Origin of the sequence: Mycolicibacter senuensis, assembly GCF_002101885.1 — a bacterium.
Lineage (GTDB): Bacteria > Actinomycetota > Actinomycetes > Mycobacteriales > Mycobacteriaceae > Mycobacterium > Mycobacterium senuense.
Genome location: NZ_LQPS01000033.1, coordinates 25,072 through 40,331 on the forward strand (window position 1 = coordinate 25,072; position 15,260 = coordinate 40,331).

General features: G+C 67.6%; 14 protein-coding genes and 1 pseudogene. 8 read left to right on the forward strand and 7 right to left on the reverse strand.

Translation table 11 applies throughout. From position 1 onward, the window contains the following. Positions 1 to 56: 56 nt before the first annotated feature. From AWC24_RS09120 to AWC24_RS09135, 4 genes are read right to left on the reverse strand one after another with little or no spacing between them, the layout of a single operon-like run. Positions 57 to 1,223: a thiolase C-terminal domain-containing protein gene (locus AWC24_RS09120; protein ID WP_085084134.1), complete on the reverse strand. Its 1,167-nt coding sequence runs from the start codon at positions 1,221 to 1,223 to the stop codon at positions 57 to 59. After that, positions 1,220 to 2,410 carry an OB-fold domain-containing protein gene (locus AWC24_RS09125; RefSeq protein WP_085084136.1) on the reverse strand — a complete coding sequence of 397 codons (1,191 nt, stop codon included), beginning with the start codon at positions 2,408 to 2,410 and terminating at the stop codon, positions 1,220 to 1,222. The genes AWC24_RS09120 and AWC24_RS09125 overlap by 4 nt, the downstream gene beginning before the upstream one ends. Positions 2,411 to 2,418: 8 nt before the next feature. Then, on the reverse strand, positions 2,419 to 3,624 hold the full coding sequence (locus AWC24_RS09130) for a CaiB/BaiF CoA transferase family protein (protein ID WP_085084138.1): 1,206 nt from the start codon (positions 3,622 to 3,624) through the stop codon (positions 2,419 to 2,421). After that, complete coding sequence (locus tag AWC24_RS09135; RefSeq protein WP_085084140.1) at positions 3,621 to 5,147, reverse strand: aldehyde dehydrogenase family protein; 1,527 nt, start codon at positions 5,145 to 5,147, stop codon at positions 3,621 to 3,623. The genes AWC24_RS09130 and AWC24_RS09135 overlap by 4 nt, the downstream gene beginning before the upstream one ends. Positions 5,148 to 5,383: 236 nt before the next feature. On the opposite strand from AWC24_RS09135, the gene AWC24_RS09140 reads away from it, so the two are divergent. The 4 genes and pseudogenes from AWC24_RS09140 to AWC24_RS09155 all read left to right on the forward strand — a co-directional run bounded on the left by AWC24_RS09140 (position 5,384) and on the right by AWC24_RS09155 (position 8,672). After that, positions 5,384 to 6,142 (forward strand): SDR family NAD(P)-dependent oxidoreductase, encoded by a 759-nt coding sequence (locus AWC24_RS09140; protein WP_085084347.1) that lies wholly within the window; start codon positions 5,384 to 5,386, stop codon positions 6,140 to 6,142. A 40-nt stretch (positions 6,143 to 6,182) separates the two neighbouring features. After that, the gene (locus AWC24_RS09145; protein ID WP_013830406.1) at positions 6,183 to 7,043 is read left to right on the forward strand and encodes a mycofactocin-coupled SDR family oxidoreductase; all 861 of its coding nucleotides are present in this window, start codon (positions 6,183 to 6,185) and stop codon (positions 7,041 to 7,043) included. Positions 7,044 to 7,083: 40 nt separating this feature from the next. Further along, a pseudogene (locus tag AWC24_RS09150) lies at positions 7,084 to 7,269 on the forward strand (ferredoxin); the annotation flags it as partial. Positions 7,270 to 7,331: 62 nt separating this feature from the next. Beyond that, positions 7,332 to 8,672: a cytochrome P450 gene (locus AWC24_RS09155; protein WP_085084144.1), complete on the forward strand. Its 1,341-nt coding sequence runs from the start codon at positions 7,332 to 7,334 to the stop codon at positions 8,670 to 8,672. An 81-nt stretch (positions 8,673 to 8,753) separates the two neighbouring features. On the opposite strand, the gene AWC24_RS09160 is transcribed toward AWC24_RS09155, so the two are convergent. Next, positions 8,754 to 9,929 (reverse strand): acyl-CoA dehydrogenase family protein, encoded by a 1,176-nt coding sequence (locus AWC24_RS09160; protein ID WP_085084146.1) that lies wholly within the window; start codon positions 9,927 to 9,929, stop codon positions 8,754 to 8,756. Next, a complete protein-coding gene (locus AWC24_RS09165) occupies positions 9,913 to 10,935 on the reverse strand; it encodes an acyl-CoA dehydrogenase family protein (RefSeq protein WP_085084148.1) in 1,023 nt (340 codons plus the stop codon). The genes AWC24_RS09160 and AWC24_RS09165 overlap by 17 nt, the downstream gene beginning before the upstream one ends. A gap of 283 nt (positions 10,936 to 11,218) precedes the next feature. Between AWC24_RS09165 and AWC24_RS09170 the strand changes: the two genes are divergently transcribed. Genes AWC24_RS09170 through AWC24_RS09185 form a run of 4 tightly spaced genes read left to right on the forward strand, consistent with a single transcriptional unit; the run spans position 11,219 to position 14,763 of the window. Beyond that, positions 11,219 to 12,316, forward strand: a complete 1,098-nt coding sequence (locus tag AWC24_RS09170) for an amidohydrolase family protein (protein WP_174813697.1) — start codon at positions 11,219 to 11,221, stop codon at positions 12,314 to 12,316. A gap of 28 nt (positions 12,317 to 12,344) precedes the next feature. Beyond that, on the forward strand, positions 12,345 to 13,487 hold the full coding sequence (locus AWC24_RS09175; RefSeq protein ID WP_085084153.1) for an amidohydrolase family protein: 1,143 nt from the start codon (positions 12,345 to 12,347) through the stop codon (positions 13,485 to 13,487). Then, entirely contained in the window at positions 13,488 to 13,880 is a 393-nt protein-coding gene (locus AWC24_RS09180; protein WP_085084155.1) for a Rieske (2Fe-2S) protein, read from the forward strand. It begins immediately after the preceding gene. A 16-nt stretch (positions 13,881 to 13,896) separates the two neighbouring features. Then, positions 13,897 to 14,763 (forward strand): alpha/beta fold hydrolase, encoded by an 867-nt coding sequence (locus AWC24_RS09185; RefSeq protein WP_085084157.1) that lies wholly within the window; start codon positions 13,897 to 13,899, stop codon positions 14,761 to 14,763. A gap of 5 nt (positions 14,764 to 14,768) precedes the next feature. Here AWC24_RS09185 and AWC24_RS09190 read toward each other — a convergent pair whose 3' ends face one another. Beyond that, positions 14,769 to 15,233, reverse strand: a complete 465-nt coding sequence (locus AWC24_RS09190; RefSeq protein WP_085084159.1) for a hypothetical protein — start codon at positions 15,231 to 15,233, stop codon at positions 14,769 to 14,771. Between the last annotated feature and the right edge of the window lie 27 nt (positions 15,234 to 15,260).

A 15,260-nucleotide genomic window follows, 5' to 3' on the forward strand; every position in this document is an offset into this window, starting at 1 on the left:
CCGCCGCCCAATTATTGACGGCTGCGTCAACTGGGGTCGAAAGCGCCGACCCGCCGCTAAACGCCACCGCCGCCCCCTTCCACGATGGTGACCGCCGCCACCGCAGTTGGCCCTCCGATGTTGTGCGCCAAGCCGATCCGGGCGCCATCGACCTGATTGACCGCGGTACCGCGCAACTGCTCGAAGAGTTCTACGCACTGTGCCACACCGGTGGCCCCCGGCGGGTGGCCTTTGGACTTCAAACCACCGCTGGGGTTGACCGGCAGCGCGCCGCCGACACTGGTCACCTCGACTTCGAGCAACTTGTGGGCCTCGAACCGTTCGGCGAAGCCGAGGTCTTCGTAGCTGATCATCTCCACACCGGTGAAATAGTCGTGCACCTCGGCGACATCGATGTCCGACGGCGTCAGCCCCGCCATGGCGAAAGCCTGCTTGGCGGCGCGCAGCGTCGCCGGAAAGGTCGTCATGTCCCGCTTGTGCTGGTGCATCACCGCGTCCAGGCCCAGGCCCACCCCGCGGATCCACACCGGCCGATCGGTGAAGCGATCCACCACATCCTCGGCGGCCAGCACCAGGGCGGCGGCGCCGTCACTCTGCGGGGCGCAGTCGTACACCCCGAACGGGGACGCCACCATGGGCGCGTCGAGGGCCTGTTGGACGGTGATCTCGAAACGCAGCCGCGCGCGGGGGTTGCTGACCCCGTGCCGGTGGTTCTTCACCGCCACCATCGCCAGGTGCTCGCGGGTAGCGGGCGACTCGTGCAGGTAGCGCCGTACGTGCAGGGCGAAACCGGCTGGCGCGACCAGCCCGAGCGGGTAGTCCCACGCCATGTCGCGCGCGGTTTCCTCCCAGGCCCAGAGCATGTCCTTGGTGGCGGTCTCCCGCAGCTTGTCGGCACCGATGACCAGCGCCACATCGACCGCCCCGGACGCGACGCCGAACAACGCGTTGCGGACCGCGTCATTGCCGGTGGCGCAGGAGTTCTCCACCCGGGTGACCGGTAGATCGGGCAGACCCAGGGTGTCGGCCAGGATTCCGGACGGAAAGCCGTCGGTGGTGCCGAGCGCCCCGAACCAGGCCGCCTGCACATCGGTTTTGGCCAGGCCCTTGTCCACGCTGGCGGCACACTCGGCGAAGGCCACCGGCAGCAGGTCCTTGATGCCCAGCGCGAAGTGCTCCCGGAACGGCGTCATGCCGGCGCCGACGATCGCGACCCGTTTCATGCCACCGCCTCGGGTTGTTCCGACGGGTCCAACGGTTCGAAGGCATACCCGTAGTCGGGCACCCCGGAGCGCACCGCGACCCGGCGCAGCACCAGCCGGCCCCGGTCACCGATCCAGGCGCTGCCGGCCGGAGCGCCCGTCACCTTCACCAGCGCGCGAACCGCCACGTCGTCGAGCTCGACGATGACCAGCGAGTACGGGGTGGTCAGCCCGGGCACCGGGATCTGTACGGTCACCTCGGTGTAGACCGTGCCGACGCGGGGCAGCTCAACGAGCTCGTAGTTGGTGCTCAACGTCGAGTCCTCGCCGACGCGGTAACGCGGCGGGAAGTCGAGTTCGTCGCTGTCCGGATGCTTGCCCGCCTCCCAGCGGACCTTGGCTTCGAAGGCACGCTCGTAGGCGGCCAGCGAGATCGGCAGGTCCGCGCCGGGAGTGTGCACCCACTCGGGGATCGGCCGGGCCGCCGGTTCGTGCCGGTGCACCGACGCCTCCCCTTCGACCACGGTGATCCCGGACAGGTTGGCCTGCTCGGCCGCCAGCAGCGGGCCCACGGTCTGCGTCTCGGCCAAGACCGCCAGTGCGAACAGCCCCGAACTGGCACCGGTGGTCGGCAGCGGAGCCGGCTTACCGGTGCATAGTTCGATCGCGCGGTCATGTTCCACCCCGGCGAGCATCACCGGCATCTCAGCCCAGGCCGCCACCAGCGACGCCACCACGCCGCGCTCGTAGAGCAGCCGCGGGTCGCCGTAGTCGTGCACCACCCCGTCGTTGCGGGTACGTACCGGCAGGCTGCGGGCGATACGGGCCGCGGTCCGGATACGCAGCCCGTTCTCGGCGGTGAGCACCGACGCGGCTCCGGCCGGGTCCAGGTCGACCCCGATGATCAGCGTGCGCGGCCGGGCCGAGCTGAGCGCGTCCAGGGCGGCCGGGGCACCGCCGAGGCGCTCGACCACCTCGAGTTCTGGATCGAGGCCCAGGCCGGCCAGCAGCACCGCGGCGTTGCTGCTGTCGGTCAGCGGAAAGTCACGACTGACCACCACCAGGCGCTCCACCGCGCCACCGCCGGTCAACGCCGCACGGCCGGCCTCGACGGCCAGCGTGATGGCATCCTCGTCGTCACCGGCCAGCCGGCGCTGCGGAGTTCCCCAGCACGGCAGGTAGGTACCGATCGAAGCTACGTGCGGCATCGCGTGGCCTAGGTGACCGCGCCGGCGGTCTTGAGTTCGATGATCCGGTCCCAGTCCAGGCCGAGGCCGGTCAGGATCTCGTCGGTCTGCTCGGCGAAGCCGGGCGCCGGACCGGTCTGCGGCGCGGCGACGTCGAACTGGACCGGGCTGGCGACCAATTCGAGTTCGCCGGCCCGGACCAGATACTCGTTGGCGCGGATCTGGGCGTCCTCGGCGGCCTGCAGCGTGTCCTGGACCGGCGCCCACGGCCCGGCCAGCGTCGCGAAGCGTTCGCTCCACTCGGCCAGGGGGCGTTTGGCCATCGCCGCGGACAGCAGTTCCACCGCCGCCGCGGTGTTCTCGGCGATGGCCTCCACGGTGGCGAACCGCGGGTCGTCGATGAGCTCCTCGAGGTCCATGTGCCGGCACACGTCGGCCCAGAACTTCGTCGGCTGCATCATCACGAACGAGATGAAACGCCCGTCGGAGGTGCCATACAGGCCGGTCAGCGGGTTGACCGGCGATCCGTGCACGCCCGGCACCGGTGCTTCCAGCCGCTGGCCCAGGTGATGGGTGAGCGCCACGGTGTGCCCCATCGCCCACAGTCCGCTGCCCAGCAGGGAGACGTCGACGATCGACGGTTCCCCGGTGCGTTCCCGTTTCAGCAGGGCCGCCGCGATCCCGCCGGCCAGGTTGGTACCGGAGATGGTGTCGCCGTAGGCGGGCCCGGGCGGGGCGATCATGCCCTCGGTGCCGGGCGGGGTGATGGTGGCTGCCGTGCCGGCGCGGCACCAGAAGGCGGTCATGTCGTAACCGCCCTTCTCCGCCTCGGCCCCCCGCGGGCCGAGCGCACTGCCGCGGGCATAGATGACCTTCGGGTTGATCGCCCGGATGTCGTCGACGTCGATGCCGAACTTGCGTCGATGTGCCGGCAGGAAACTGGTCAAGAACACGTCGGCGCGGCGGGCCAACTCGTAGAGCACCTCGCGGCCCTCGGCCACCGACATGTCCAGGCCGATGCTGCGTTTGCCGCGGTTGGCGTGCTCGATGTTGGGGTTGGGGTCGCCCTCGACCTTCAGTTGGCCGGTCTGGCGCAACCCGCGCTGCGGGTCGCCGGTCACCGCGTGCTCGACCTTGATGACCTCGGCGCCCCACTCGGCGAGTACCGCGCCGGCCGACGGCACGAAGCCGTACATCGCGACTTCGAGTACCCGGATGCCCTCCAGTGGCCTCATCCGGCCGCTCCCACCGGCGCGGCGAAAGTCTTGGACTCCATGAACTCCTCCAGCCCCGCGACACCCATCTCGCGGCCGATGCCGGACTGCTTGTAACCGCCGAACGGTGCGTCCGGGCTGAAATAGTTGCCGCCGTTGATCGAGAACGTTCCGGTCCGGATCCGGCGTGCCATGGCCACCGCGCGGCCCTGACCGCCGAAGATCGCGCCGGATAGCCCGTAGATCGAGTTGTTGGCGATCCGTACCGCGTCGTCGTCATCGTCGTAGCCGATCACCGCCAGCACCGGCCCGAAGACCTCTTCCTGAGCGATCTCGCTGTCCGGGTCGACTCCTGTGAGCAGCGTCGGGGTGTAGAAGAAGCCGGGATCGACCTTCTCGCCGCCGGTCACCAGGGTGGCGCCGGCGGCCACCGCGCGCTGCACCATGCCGTCGACCTTGTCGCGCTGCTTGGCGCTGATCAGCGGGCCCATATAGGTCTTGGGATCGGTCGGGTCGCCGTAGCGCACATGCGAGAAGTTGGTCTTGATCAGCTCGACGATCTCGTCGTGATGACTGTTGGGCACCAGCAGTCGCGACGTCAGCGCGCAGCCCTGGCCGGCGTGGGTGACCATCGAGAACGAGGCGAAGACCGCGGCCATGTTGAAGTCGGCGTCATCGAGCACGATCGCCGCGGATTTGCCGCCCAGTTCCAGGAAGACCCGCTTGAGGGTCCCGCTGGCGGCGGCCATGATCGCCCGCCCGGTCGGGGTGGACCCGGTGAAGGTGACCATGTCCACGTCCGGATCAGTGGTCAGCGCCGCGCCGACGGCCGGGTCCGACGCGCTGAGCACGTTGACCACCCCGGCCGGGATGTCGGTGTGGTCGGCGATCAGCTCACCGAGCGCCAACGTGATCAGCGGGGTGTCCGGAGCGGCCTTGAGCACCACCGTGCACCCGGCGGCCAGCGCCGGAGCCAGCTTCGCCAAGGCCAGCTGGTTGGGGTAGTTGTAGGCGATGATCGCGGCGACGACGCCGGCGGCTTCCTTCTCGACCCAGCGGTGGTGCAGCATGCCGCGGCTCTCGATGTTGCCGAGGTCTTCGGTCATCGGATAGTCCTCGAGCAGATCGGCGTAGTAACGCACGATCGCGATCGGCTGGTCCAGCTGGGCGCCCTGGGTCAGCGCCGCCGTTGCCCCGACCTCGGCGATGGTCAGCGCGGCCAGTTCGTCGCGGTGCTCGAGGAGAGCCCGGTGCAGCTGATCCAGGCAGCGGAGCCGCAGCGCTCGGTCGGTCGCCCAGTCGCCTGCGTCGAAGGCCCGCCGCGCCGCCGCGACGGCCGCGGCGGCCTGCACGGTGTCGGCCTCGGGCGCGTAGCCCAGCACCTCGCCGGTGGCAGGGTTCAGCGACGGGTAGGTCCGGGCGCATGTCTGGTCCGAGCCCACCAGCTCGCCGTCGATCAGCAGGCGCCGGGCGGCGACGTGCTCGGTGGCCTCCGCGCCACCGGGACCATCGGTGATGGTCGCTGCCGTTTCCTGCGAACCCATGCAAGCCTCCCGCCGGGTAACTACATTCTCATGTGCGGCGAATCATACATCTCAAGAGGGAGAATTCAAGCGGGAAAAGGAAGCCGTCCATACCGCAGATCTGCCCTACGCCGAGCCTGCGATGCGGCATCATCCCTGTTGAGAGCGGTTTCGCCGGAACCTTGCCAGAAACACTTGTACGAGAGTACGATTCTCACGACTTGGAAAGGGGATTCTTTGTGGCCGAGACGGACCTCGTGCGAACGGCTGTCGTCACCGGGGGCGCCTCGGGCATCGGCGCGGCGGTGGTGAACCGCTTACGCGCTGCCGGCCATCGAGTGGCGATCATCGATCTCAAACCCGGCGGTTCAGCGAGCCTCGACGGAGGAGAGGCGAAGCTGGGACCGGCGCATGCACCCGGCGATCAGGAGTTGGCCTTCGCCGCCGACGTCACCGATCGCGGGCAGATCGACACGGCGCTGACGCAGATCCGCGAACAGCTCGGACCGGTCGGCATCCTGGTCAACGCCGCGGGGCTGGACGGCTTCAAGAAGTTCAACCACATCAGCTTCGAGGATTGGCAGCAGGTCATCGACGTCAACCTCAACGGCGTCTTCCACACCATCCAGGCGGTGCTGCCCGACATGGTGGCGGCCGGCTGGGGACGCATCATCAACATCTCCTCGTCGAGCACCCACTCCGGAGTTCCTTATATGGCGCACTACGTTGCGGCCAAATCCGCAGTGAACGGACTCACCAAGACGCTGGCCCTGGAGTACGGACCCAACGGAATCACCGTCAACGCCGTGCCGCCCGGCTTCATCGACACGCCGATGCTGCGCAATGCCGCCAGCCACGGATTCCTCGGCGACATCGACGACAACATCGCCCGAACCCCGGTGCGCCGCATCGGCAAGCCCGAAGACATCGCGGCGGCGTGCGCCTTCCTGGCATCCGAGGAGGCCGGCTACATCACCGGGCAGATCCTCGGTGTCAACGGCGGGCGCAACACCTGACACTCGCCATACCGACGGTGCATCAACGAAAGGAACAGCTGTGGGACGCGTTGCCGGAAAGGTCGCATTCATCACGGGGGCCGCTCGCGGGCAAGGGCGCAGCCACGCGCTGCGGCTGGCCGAGGAAGGCGCCGACATCATCGCCGTCGACCTGTGCCAGGACATCGAGACCATCGGCTACCCGATGGCCCGGCCGGAGGACCTCGAAGAGACCGCCAAGCTGGTCGAGAAGACCGGGCGCGGCATCGTCACCGCGCAGGCCGACGTACGCGACGCGGCGGCGCTGAAGACCGCGCTGGACGCCGGGCTCGCCGAATTCGGCAAACTCGACATCGTCGTCGCCCAGGCCGGGGTGGCCGGCATGAAGGGCAACCCGCCGCTGCAGGCCTGGATCGACGTCATCAACACCAACCTGGTCGGCACCATCAACGGCATCCAGGTCGCGCTGCCCCACCTGGGCGAGGGCGCCTCGATCATCGCCACCTCGTCGGCGGCCGCGCTGATGGACGCGCACCAGAAGGCCAACCCCGGCAACGACCCGGGCGGCATGGCCTATATGACCTCCAAACGCCTGATGGCGCAGTACGTGCACGACCTGGCCACCGAGTTGGCGGTCCGCGGCATTCGCGCCAACGTCATCCACCCGACCAACTGCAACACCGACATGCTGCAGAGCGAGCCGATGTACCGCTCCTTCCGGCCGGATCTGGACCACCCGACGCGCGCCGACGCCGAACCGGTCTTCTACGTGCAGCAGGCGATGAAGGTGCCCTTCATCGAACCCGAGGACATCTCCAACGCGGTGCTCTGGCTCGCGTCCGAGGAGGCCCGGTACGTCACCGGCATGCAGTTGCGGGTCGACGCCGGCGGATATCTCAAGTGGTACGACTACCACGTCTGAGGCGTGAATCACGGAGATTGACACGTTCGATAGGAGCAGCATGAAAGTTTGGGTTGACCCGGATCGCTGTCAGGGCCACGGCCTGTGCAAGATGATCGCGCCGGATTCCTTCGACCTCGACGACATCGATGGTCACTCCACGGCGGTCAGCGAGGACGTCGTGGCCGACCAACAGGAAGTGGTGATCGAAGCCATGCGATCGTGCCCGGAACGGGCGATCTTCGTCGACGGAAAGGACTCCACCGGCCAGGTCGCAACCGGTGCGGGGCAGCCAGATTGGACCGCGCAGTGAACGAGCAGAAGAAGCAGCGCCACTACCACTTCGACCGCCATGCGCCGGAGTACCGCGATCGGTTCCTCGACATCACCGACGAGATGCAGGCCAAGTGTCCGATGGCCTGGACCGACACCTACGACGGACACTGGGTGGCGGCCGGTGCCGCCGAGGTTTTCGAACTGGCCCGGTGCCCGCACGTCTCCAACGACCACGACATCCACAATGAGCGTCGCGGCTACAAGGGCATCTCGATCCCGCCCGCCAAACGCGCCCAGAACCGGGGTGGCGTGCTCGAGATGGACGGCGAGGAACAGCAGTTCTACCGAGACCTGCTGAACCCCTACATGTCTCCGGCGGCCATCAAACGCTGGATTCCCCTCATCGACGAGATCACCCGTGCCGCGATCAACGAGAAGATCGAGGAAGGCCAGATCGACTTCGTCGACGACCTGGCCAACGTCGTGCCGGCCGTCTTCACGCTGGCGATCCTCGGCATCCCGCTGAAGAACTGGACCATCTACTGCGAGCCGGTACACGCCGCGGTCTACACCCCCGAGAACGACCCGGACTCGGTGCGCGTCGCCGAGATGCACCGGCAGATGGGCCTGGACCTGGCCACCAATTATTTTGAGGTCAAGCAGAATCCGCGGCCGGGAATCGTCAACGCTCTCACCCAGGCGGTGCGGAACGGTGAACCGATTCCCGACCTCGACGGGCTGTCGATGGTCGGCGTGGTGATCGGGGGCGGATTCGACACCACCACCGCGCTGACCGCCCACAGCCTGGAGTGGCTGGGCGAGCACCCGGCGGAACGGGAGCGCCTCAGTCGCGAGCGGGAGAAGCTGTTCAACCACGCCACCGAGGAGTTCCTGCGCTACTTCACACCGGCCCCCGGCGACGGGCGCACCTTCTCCGAGGATGTCGAAGTGGCCGGAGTGCAGGTCAAGGAGGGCGAACGGCTGTGGCTGTCCTGGGCGATGGCCAACCGCGACCCGTCGGTGTTCGAGGACCCCAACCGCCTCATCATGGACCGCAAAGGCAACCGGCACTTCAGCTTCGGCCTCGGTGTGCACCGCTGCATCGGCTCGCACGTCGCGCGTGCCGTGTACAAGTCGATGATGCTCGCGGTGCTCGACCGGATGCCGGACTACCGTTGTGATCCGGCCGGCGCGGTGCACTACGACACCATCGGTGTCATCCAGGGCATGCGCCACCTGCCGGCCACCTTCACGCCCGGCAAGCGCATCGGCCCGGGGCTTGACGAGACGCTGGCGAAACTGCAGCGGATCTGCGACGAGCAGGAATGCGCCCGCCCGATCACCGAGCGCAAGGAAACCGTCGTCATCGACTGAGTTCCCGCTGCCCGAGCAGTCACAAAAGCCCCCGATTCCCAACGGTTTCGGGGGCTTTTGCGACTGCTCGCCGCGGGAAACCTAGCCGCGCGGCAGGCCCAGCACCTGCTGGGCGACGATGTTGCGGTGGATCTCCGAGGTGCCGCCGGCGATGGTGCCCGAGAAGCTGCGGGCATGGCGCTCGAACCAGCTGGCGAAATAGCTGTCGAGGTTCATCGGCGCATACGGTCCGGAATTCGCCGGATGGACCAGGCCCGCGGCCCCGGTCGCGTCCAGCGCGTGACCGGAGGCGAACATCTCGGCCTCGGAGCCGAGCAGCTTGAGCACCGACAGGGCAGGCACATCCTCCTCGCCGCGAGCGGCCCGGGCCAGCGCCCGTGAGCCCAGCAGGCGCAACGCCTGGTAATCCATGACGGCCGTAGCGAATTGGTCGCGCTGCAACGCATCGTCGGGGCGGAAGTCGGCGATCACGTTGTCGAGCCGGTCGGCGAAACCCAGCCACATCATGGTGCGTTCGTGCCCGAGCGATCCGTTGGCCACCCGCCAACCGCCGTGGAGCGGCCCGACGAGATTCTCCCCCGGCACTCGCACATCGGTGAAGAACACTTCGTTGAAGTCTTTGTCGTCGATGCCGCAGATGGTCGGGAACGGCCGGCACACCACGCCGGGGGTGTCGGTGGGGATCAGCAAGACGCTGATGCCCTTGTGTTTCGGGGCATCGGGATCGGTGCGCACGAACGTCAGCAGCACATCGGCATCGTGAGCCCCGGAGGTCCACACTTTCTGTCCGTTGACGATGAAGTCGTCACCGTCACGGTCGGCCCGCGTCCGCAACGACGCCAGGTCCGAGCCGGCGCTCGGCTCGCTCATGCCCAGCGACGCGGTGATCTCGGCGCGCAGAATCGGCACCGCCCAGCGCTGCTTCTGCTCGTCACTTCCGAAGGACAGCAGCGAGGCCGCAATGATGTTGACGCCCTGCGGGTTGAAGCTGTGATAGATCCGGCGCCGGCACAGCTCCTCCAGATGGACGAACTGCTGCAGCAGCGTGGCGTTGCGACCGCCGAACTCCGGTGGGTTGCCGGGCAGCAGCCAGCCGTTGTCGAACAACAGCCGCTGCCAGCGGCGCGCCCACTCCGGCATGTGCGACACCGACCGTGGCCGCTCCGAAGTGTCGGCCTCGTCGGGCAGATTCGCGTCGAGGAAGGCCGCGAACTCGGCGCGGAACTCCTCGACGTGCGCGTCAAATGTGAGTTGCAAGGTATTCCTCGGCGATGGCCGCGCGATGCTGTGCGGCGCCGCCCAGCATCAGTTCACCGGCTTTGGCTCGCTTGAGCGCGAACTGCAGATCGTTCTCCCAGGTGAACCCCATCGCGCCGAACAACTGCAGCCCGTGCCGGAAGACCACCGACTGGCATTCTCCGGCGGCCGCCTTCGCCATCGCCGAGGCCATCCGGCGACGCGGGTCGTCGGCGGCGATCGTCAGCGCCGCGAAATACGCCAGCGCACGGGCACGCTCGATCGCCACGTGCATGTCGGCCGCCTTGTGCTGGACGGCCTGGAACGAGCCGATCGGTACACCGAACTGCTGACGGCTGCGTACGTGCTCGAGCGCCAGGTCGAGGATGCGTTGACAGGCGCCGACCATGGTCATCGCCATCCCGGTGAGCGCGACGTGGCGCGCCCGCTCGACACTGGCACCGCCGCGCATCCGGGCGCTGTCGGGCACCTCGACCCCGGCGAAGGACACATCGGCCACGTGCAGCGTCGGGTCGAACACCGCGGACTTGCGCGCGGTCACCGCCGCGGCGTCGACGACGAACACCCCCGCGTCGGCGACCACCGCCAGCCGGTCGGCCCGGTCGCCGTCCAGCACGTGCAGCGCGGTTCCGTCCAGCACCCAACCGGCGGCATTGCGGTGGGCGCTCACCCCGCCCAGAACCGCCGCCCCGGTGGAGCCGTCGGGTCGGTGGTGCTCACCGACCAACGGCGCGAACTGGGTCATGGTGGCCAGAAACGGCGTGGGGTCGGTGGCGCGGCCGAGTTCTTCGAGAACGATCGCCAGCTCCACCGCGGTTTCCGGCTCGTGCAACTCGGTCCAGCCCAGATCGACATAGACCTTCCACAACGAGTCCACGGCAGCGTCGTCGCCACCCTCTGATCCTTCTATGACACCGCGCACCAGCGAGGGCGAGCACTGCTTGCCCACCACGTCGCGCACCGTGCCCTGCCACAGTCGCTGATCCTCGTCAAACTCCAACAGCATTGCAGTCACCTCCTCCACAGGCCGGTCGAGAATAACATTCTCGTTAGCGAATGTAACGATCTCGCCGCGAGATGCCGAGCTGTCCCAACGTATCGCGGGCTCACCGCGACCATGGTGGCGCCGGCCTGCGCAGGCCGCGCGACCAAAATGCGAGAATCCAGTTCTTGCAAGCAAAGAATACAGCTATACAATGGTCGGCATCGGGACTCGGCTTCCCGGCGATTGACCACGGCGCACCCCGCGGCGGGCGCGGGGTCGGGCGACACGACGAAGGACGGCGTTGATGATCGAGCATCCGGATGGCACCCGCACCCCGGTCATCGACGCCAGCGTGCACATCTTCGCCGCATCCAACAAGGACCTGCGCGGTTTCCTGCGCGAGCCGTTCAAGAGCCGTGGCTTCCCGGACTACGAGATGGACTGGTACGGCGCACCGGGCGGCGAGTACGCGCCCGGCACCGAGGGGCCGCAGCGCCAATATCCGGGTTCGGACCCCGACGTGGTCGCCGGGCACCTGTTCGATGATCGCGGCGTCGACGTGGCGATCCTGCACCCGATGACCCGCGGTGTCATGCCGGACCGGCACCTGGGGTCGGCGCTGGCCGCCGCGCACAACGAGATCCTGGTGTCGCGCTGGCTGGACCACAGCGCGCACGGGGAACGCTTCCGCGGCACCATCCGGGTCAACCCCGACGACATCGCCGGGGCGCTGCGTGAGATCGACCGATGGAAGGACCATCCCCGGGTGGTGCAGATCGGCGTTCCGCTGCAATCGCGGGAACTCTTCGGCAAACCCCAGTTCTGGCCGTTGTGGGAGGCCGCCGTCGAGGCCGGCCTGCCGGTGGCCGCACACATCGAGGTGGGCTCGGGGATCGCCGCCTCACCCACGCCGTCCGGGGTGCCCCGCGTCTACGAGCACTACGTCAGCTTCATGGCGTGTAACTACCTGTACCACCTGATGAACATGATCGCCGAGGGCGTCTTCGAGCGGATGCCGGCACTGAAGTTCGTCTGGGCCGACGGCGCCGCGGACCTGCTGACGCCGTTCATCTGGCGGATGGACACTTTCGGCCGGCCGCATCTGGAGCAGACACCGTGGGCGCCGAAGATGCCCAGCGACTACCTGCCCGACCACGTGTACTTCATCCAGGGCGCCATGGACGGCCCCGGCGACACCGACTTCGCCGGCGAGTGGTTCGGCTTCACCGGCAAGGACGACATGGTGATGTACGGCTCCAGCTATCCGCACTGGCAGCACAACGACCTGTCCGTCCCGCATGCGCTCAGCGCCGAGCAACGCGACAAGCTGTGCTGGCGCAACGCCAGCCTGCTCTACGGCATAGAAGTCCCGGCCGTACCGGCCGCCGCGAGCGCACACTAGAGAGCAGTTGGGATCAAGGGAGACCACCATGACCGTGACAGCCACAGAGCGCAAGCCGGCGGCCGAGCGCATCGCCGTGCGGTGTGTGGATTCCGATGTTCACCCGGTGCCGCGGCGCGGCGAACTGACTCAGTACATCCCGGAGCCGTGGCGCAGCAAGTACTTTCTGACCCGACGCGTCGGTGAGCAGATCTACTACGACGCACCGGACTACGCCCACGCGTTCGCGATGCGCGTGGATGCGTTCCCGGCCGACGGCGAGTTCCCGGGCAGTGACCCGGAGTTGGCGTTCAAGCAGCTCATCATGGCGGCGGGCTCGGACTTCGCGATCCTGGAGCCGGCCGCCTACCCGGCCCGCTTTCCCGAAGCTCAGCAAGCGATGTCGGCGGCGCTCAACGACTGGCAGGCCAACCACTGGCTGGACAGCCATAACAACTGGCACCAACGGTGGCGCGGCTCGATCTGCGCCGCCATCGAGGACCCGGCAGGGGCGGTCGCCGAGATCGAGAAGTGGGCCGGACACCCCTACATGGCCCAGATCCTGATCAAGGCCGAGCCGCGGCCGTCATGGGGCGACCCCAAGTACGACCCGATCTGGGCGGCGGCCACCAAACACGACATCACCGTCAGCTGCCACCTGTCGCGCAGCCACCACGAAGAGCTGCCGATGCCGCCGGTGGGCATGCCCAGCTACAACCACGACTTCATGGTCACCTACTCGCTGCTGGCGGCCAACCAGGTGATGAGCCTGGTGTTCGACGGCGTCTTCGACCGCCACCCGAACCTGCGCATCGTGCTGGTCGAACACGCCTTCACCTGGATCCTGCCGCTGATGTGGCGGATGGACGCCATCTACGCCGCGCGCAAGTCGTGGCTGGACATCAAACGCAAACCCAGCGAATACGTCAAGGACCACATCAAGTTCACCACCCAGCCGCTGGACTACCCCGAGGACAAGACCGAGTTGACCCGGGCTCTCGAGTGGATGGAGTGCGAGAAGATCCTGCTGTACTCCTCGGACTACCCGCACTGGACCTTCGACGATCCACGCTGGCTGGTCAAGCACCTGCCGAAGGCGGCTCGCGAAGCGGTGATGTTCCGCAACGGGCTGGCGACCTACCACCTTCCGGACACGGTTCCGGCCCTCGAGGGTCAGGTGCGGGTGTTCTGAATGAGCGAAGAGGAACAGCGGCCCCGGCTGGCCCAGGGCCGCGAGCACATCGTTGCCACCGTCGACGAAATCCCGCCCGGCACCCATAAACTCGTGCCGATCGGTCATCACGGCGTCGGGGTCTACAACATCAACGGGACGTTCTACGCGATCGCGAACTTCTGTCCGCACCAAGGCGGCCCGTTGTGTTCCGGACGGCTGCGCGGGCGCACCGTCGTCGACGAGAGCGCACCGGGTGACGCCACCATGGTCCGCGACCTCGAGTACATCTACTGCCCTTGGCACCAATGGGGTTTCGAGCTCGCCACCGGCACCACCGCGGTCAAACCGGAGTGGAGCATCCGCACCTACCCGGTGCGCGTGGTCGGCAACGACGTCCTGGTCCAGGCCTAACACACGGGAGTAATCGGTGCCCTCTGTCGCAATCAACGGCGGGAACGTTGTCTATGAGATCCTCGGCGACACCGGCGATCTGATCGTGCTGACGCCCGGCGGCCGGTTCTCCAAGGAGATTCCCGGCCTACGCCCGCTGGCCGACAAACTCGTTGACGGCGGCTACCGGGTGCTGTTGTGGGACCGCCCCAACTGCGGGGCCTCCGAGGTGCAGTTCTACGGCCAATCCGAATCGCACATGCGGGCCGAAACCCTGCACGGGCTGCTGACCGCGCTCGACACCGGGCCGTGCATCATCGCCGGCGGCTCGGGCGGCGCACGAGACTCGATCCTGACCACCATGCTCTACCCCGAGCTGGTCACCAAACTGGTGCTGTGGAACATCGTCGGCGGCGTATACGGCACCTTCGTATTGGGCTCGTACTACGTGGTTCCCAGCATCCTGGCAGTGCGCGGCGGCGGGACCCGGGCGCTGCTGGGCGTGCGCGAATGGCAGGAGCGGATCGAGGAGAATCCGGCCAACAAGCAGCGACTGCTCGACATGGACAGCGACGCATTCCTCAAGGTGATGCTGCGCTGGCTCAATGCGTTCGTGTCCAAGCCGGGCCAGACGATTCCCGGGGTCGACGACGAGATGTTCGACCGCATAACGGTTCCCACACTGATCATCCGCGGCGGCGAGAACGATTGGGACCACCCCAAGCGCACCTCACTGGAGGTGAACTGTTTGATCAAGGGATCCGAACTGATCGACCCGCCGTGGCCGGAGGACGCCTGGGAGCGGGCAGGCGAAGAGCGGGCCGCCGGAAAGGTGAGTCACTTCAACATGTTCGACACCTGGGTGCTGGCCGCCCCGGCGATCCTGGAATTCCTGGGGCGCTGATGAGCTCAGCGGGTGTGGAGGTGGACCTCGCAGTTCAGCGATGCCTCCAACGCGGTGTGGATGCGGCTCTCGCCGACCCGCGCCACGTCCGGTTCGTCCATCGTCACGTGGACGACGTCCAGGCCATCCGCTCCGACCGTCCGGGCGATCTCCCCGGTCAGCCCCAGCCCGGCGAGGACCCCGTGCACGTCGTCGTCGGTGCCCCGGCTCACGTAGGTCACCACGCCGGCCGCCGGGTTCGTGCCGAACGCCTTGGCGCACAGTTGTATACCGGTATCCACAATGTCGGGGCCGGTGATCAGCAGCCGGACCTGGCGCCGGCCCACCGGCATGGCCGCAAGGCTGGTGTCCACCACGTCGATCCCGGATCGTCCGGCCAGACCTCGCAGCGTCGCCATCCCGGCCGTCAACTGCTCGGGTGTCAGCCGCCCGGTCGGGTCGACGTCGATGCGCACCACCGCTGTTCTCACGACCGCGAGCCTAGCCAAACGAGGTGG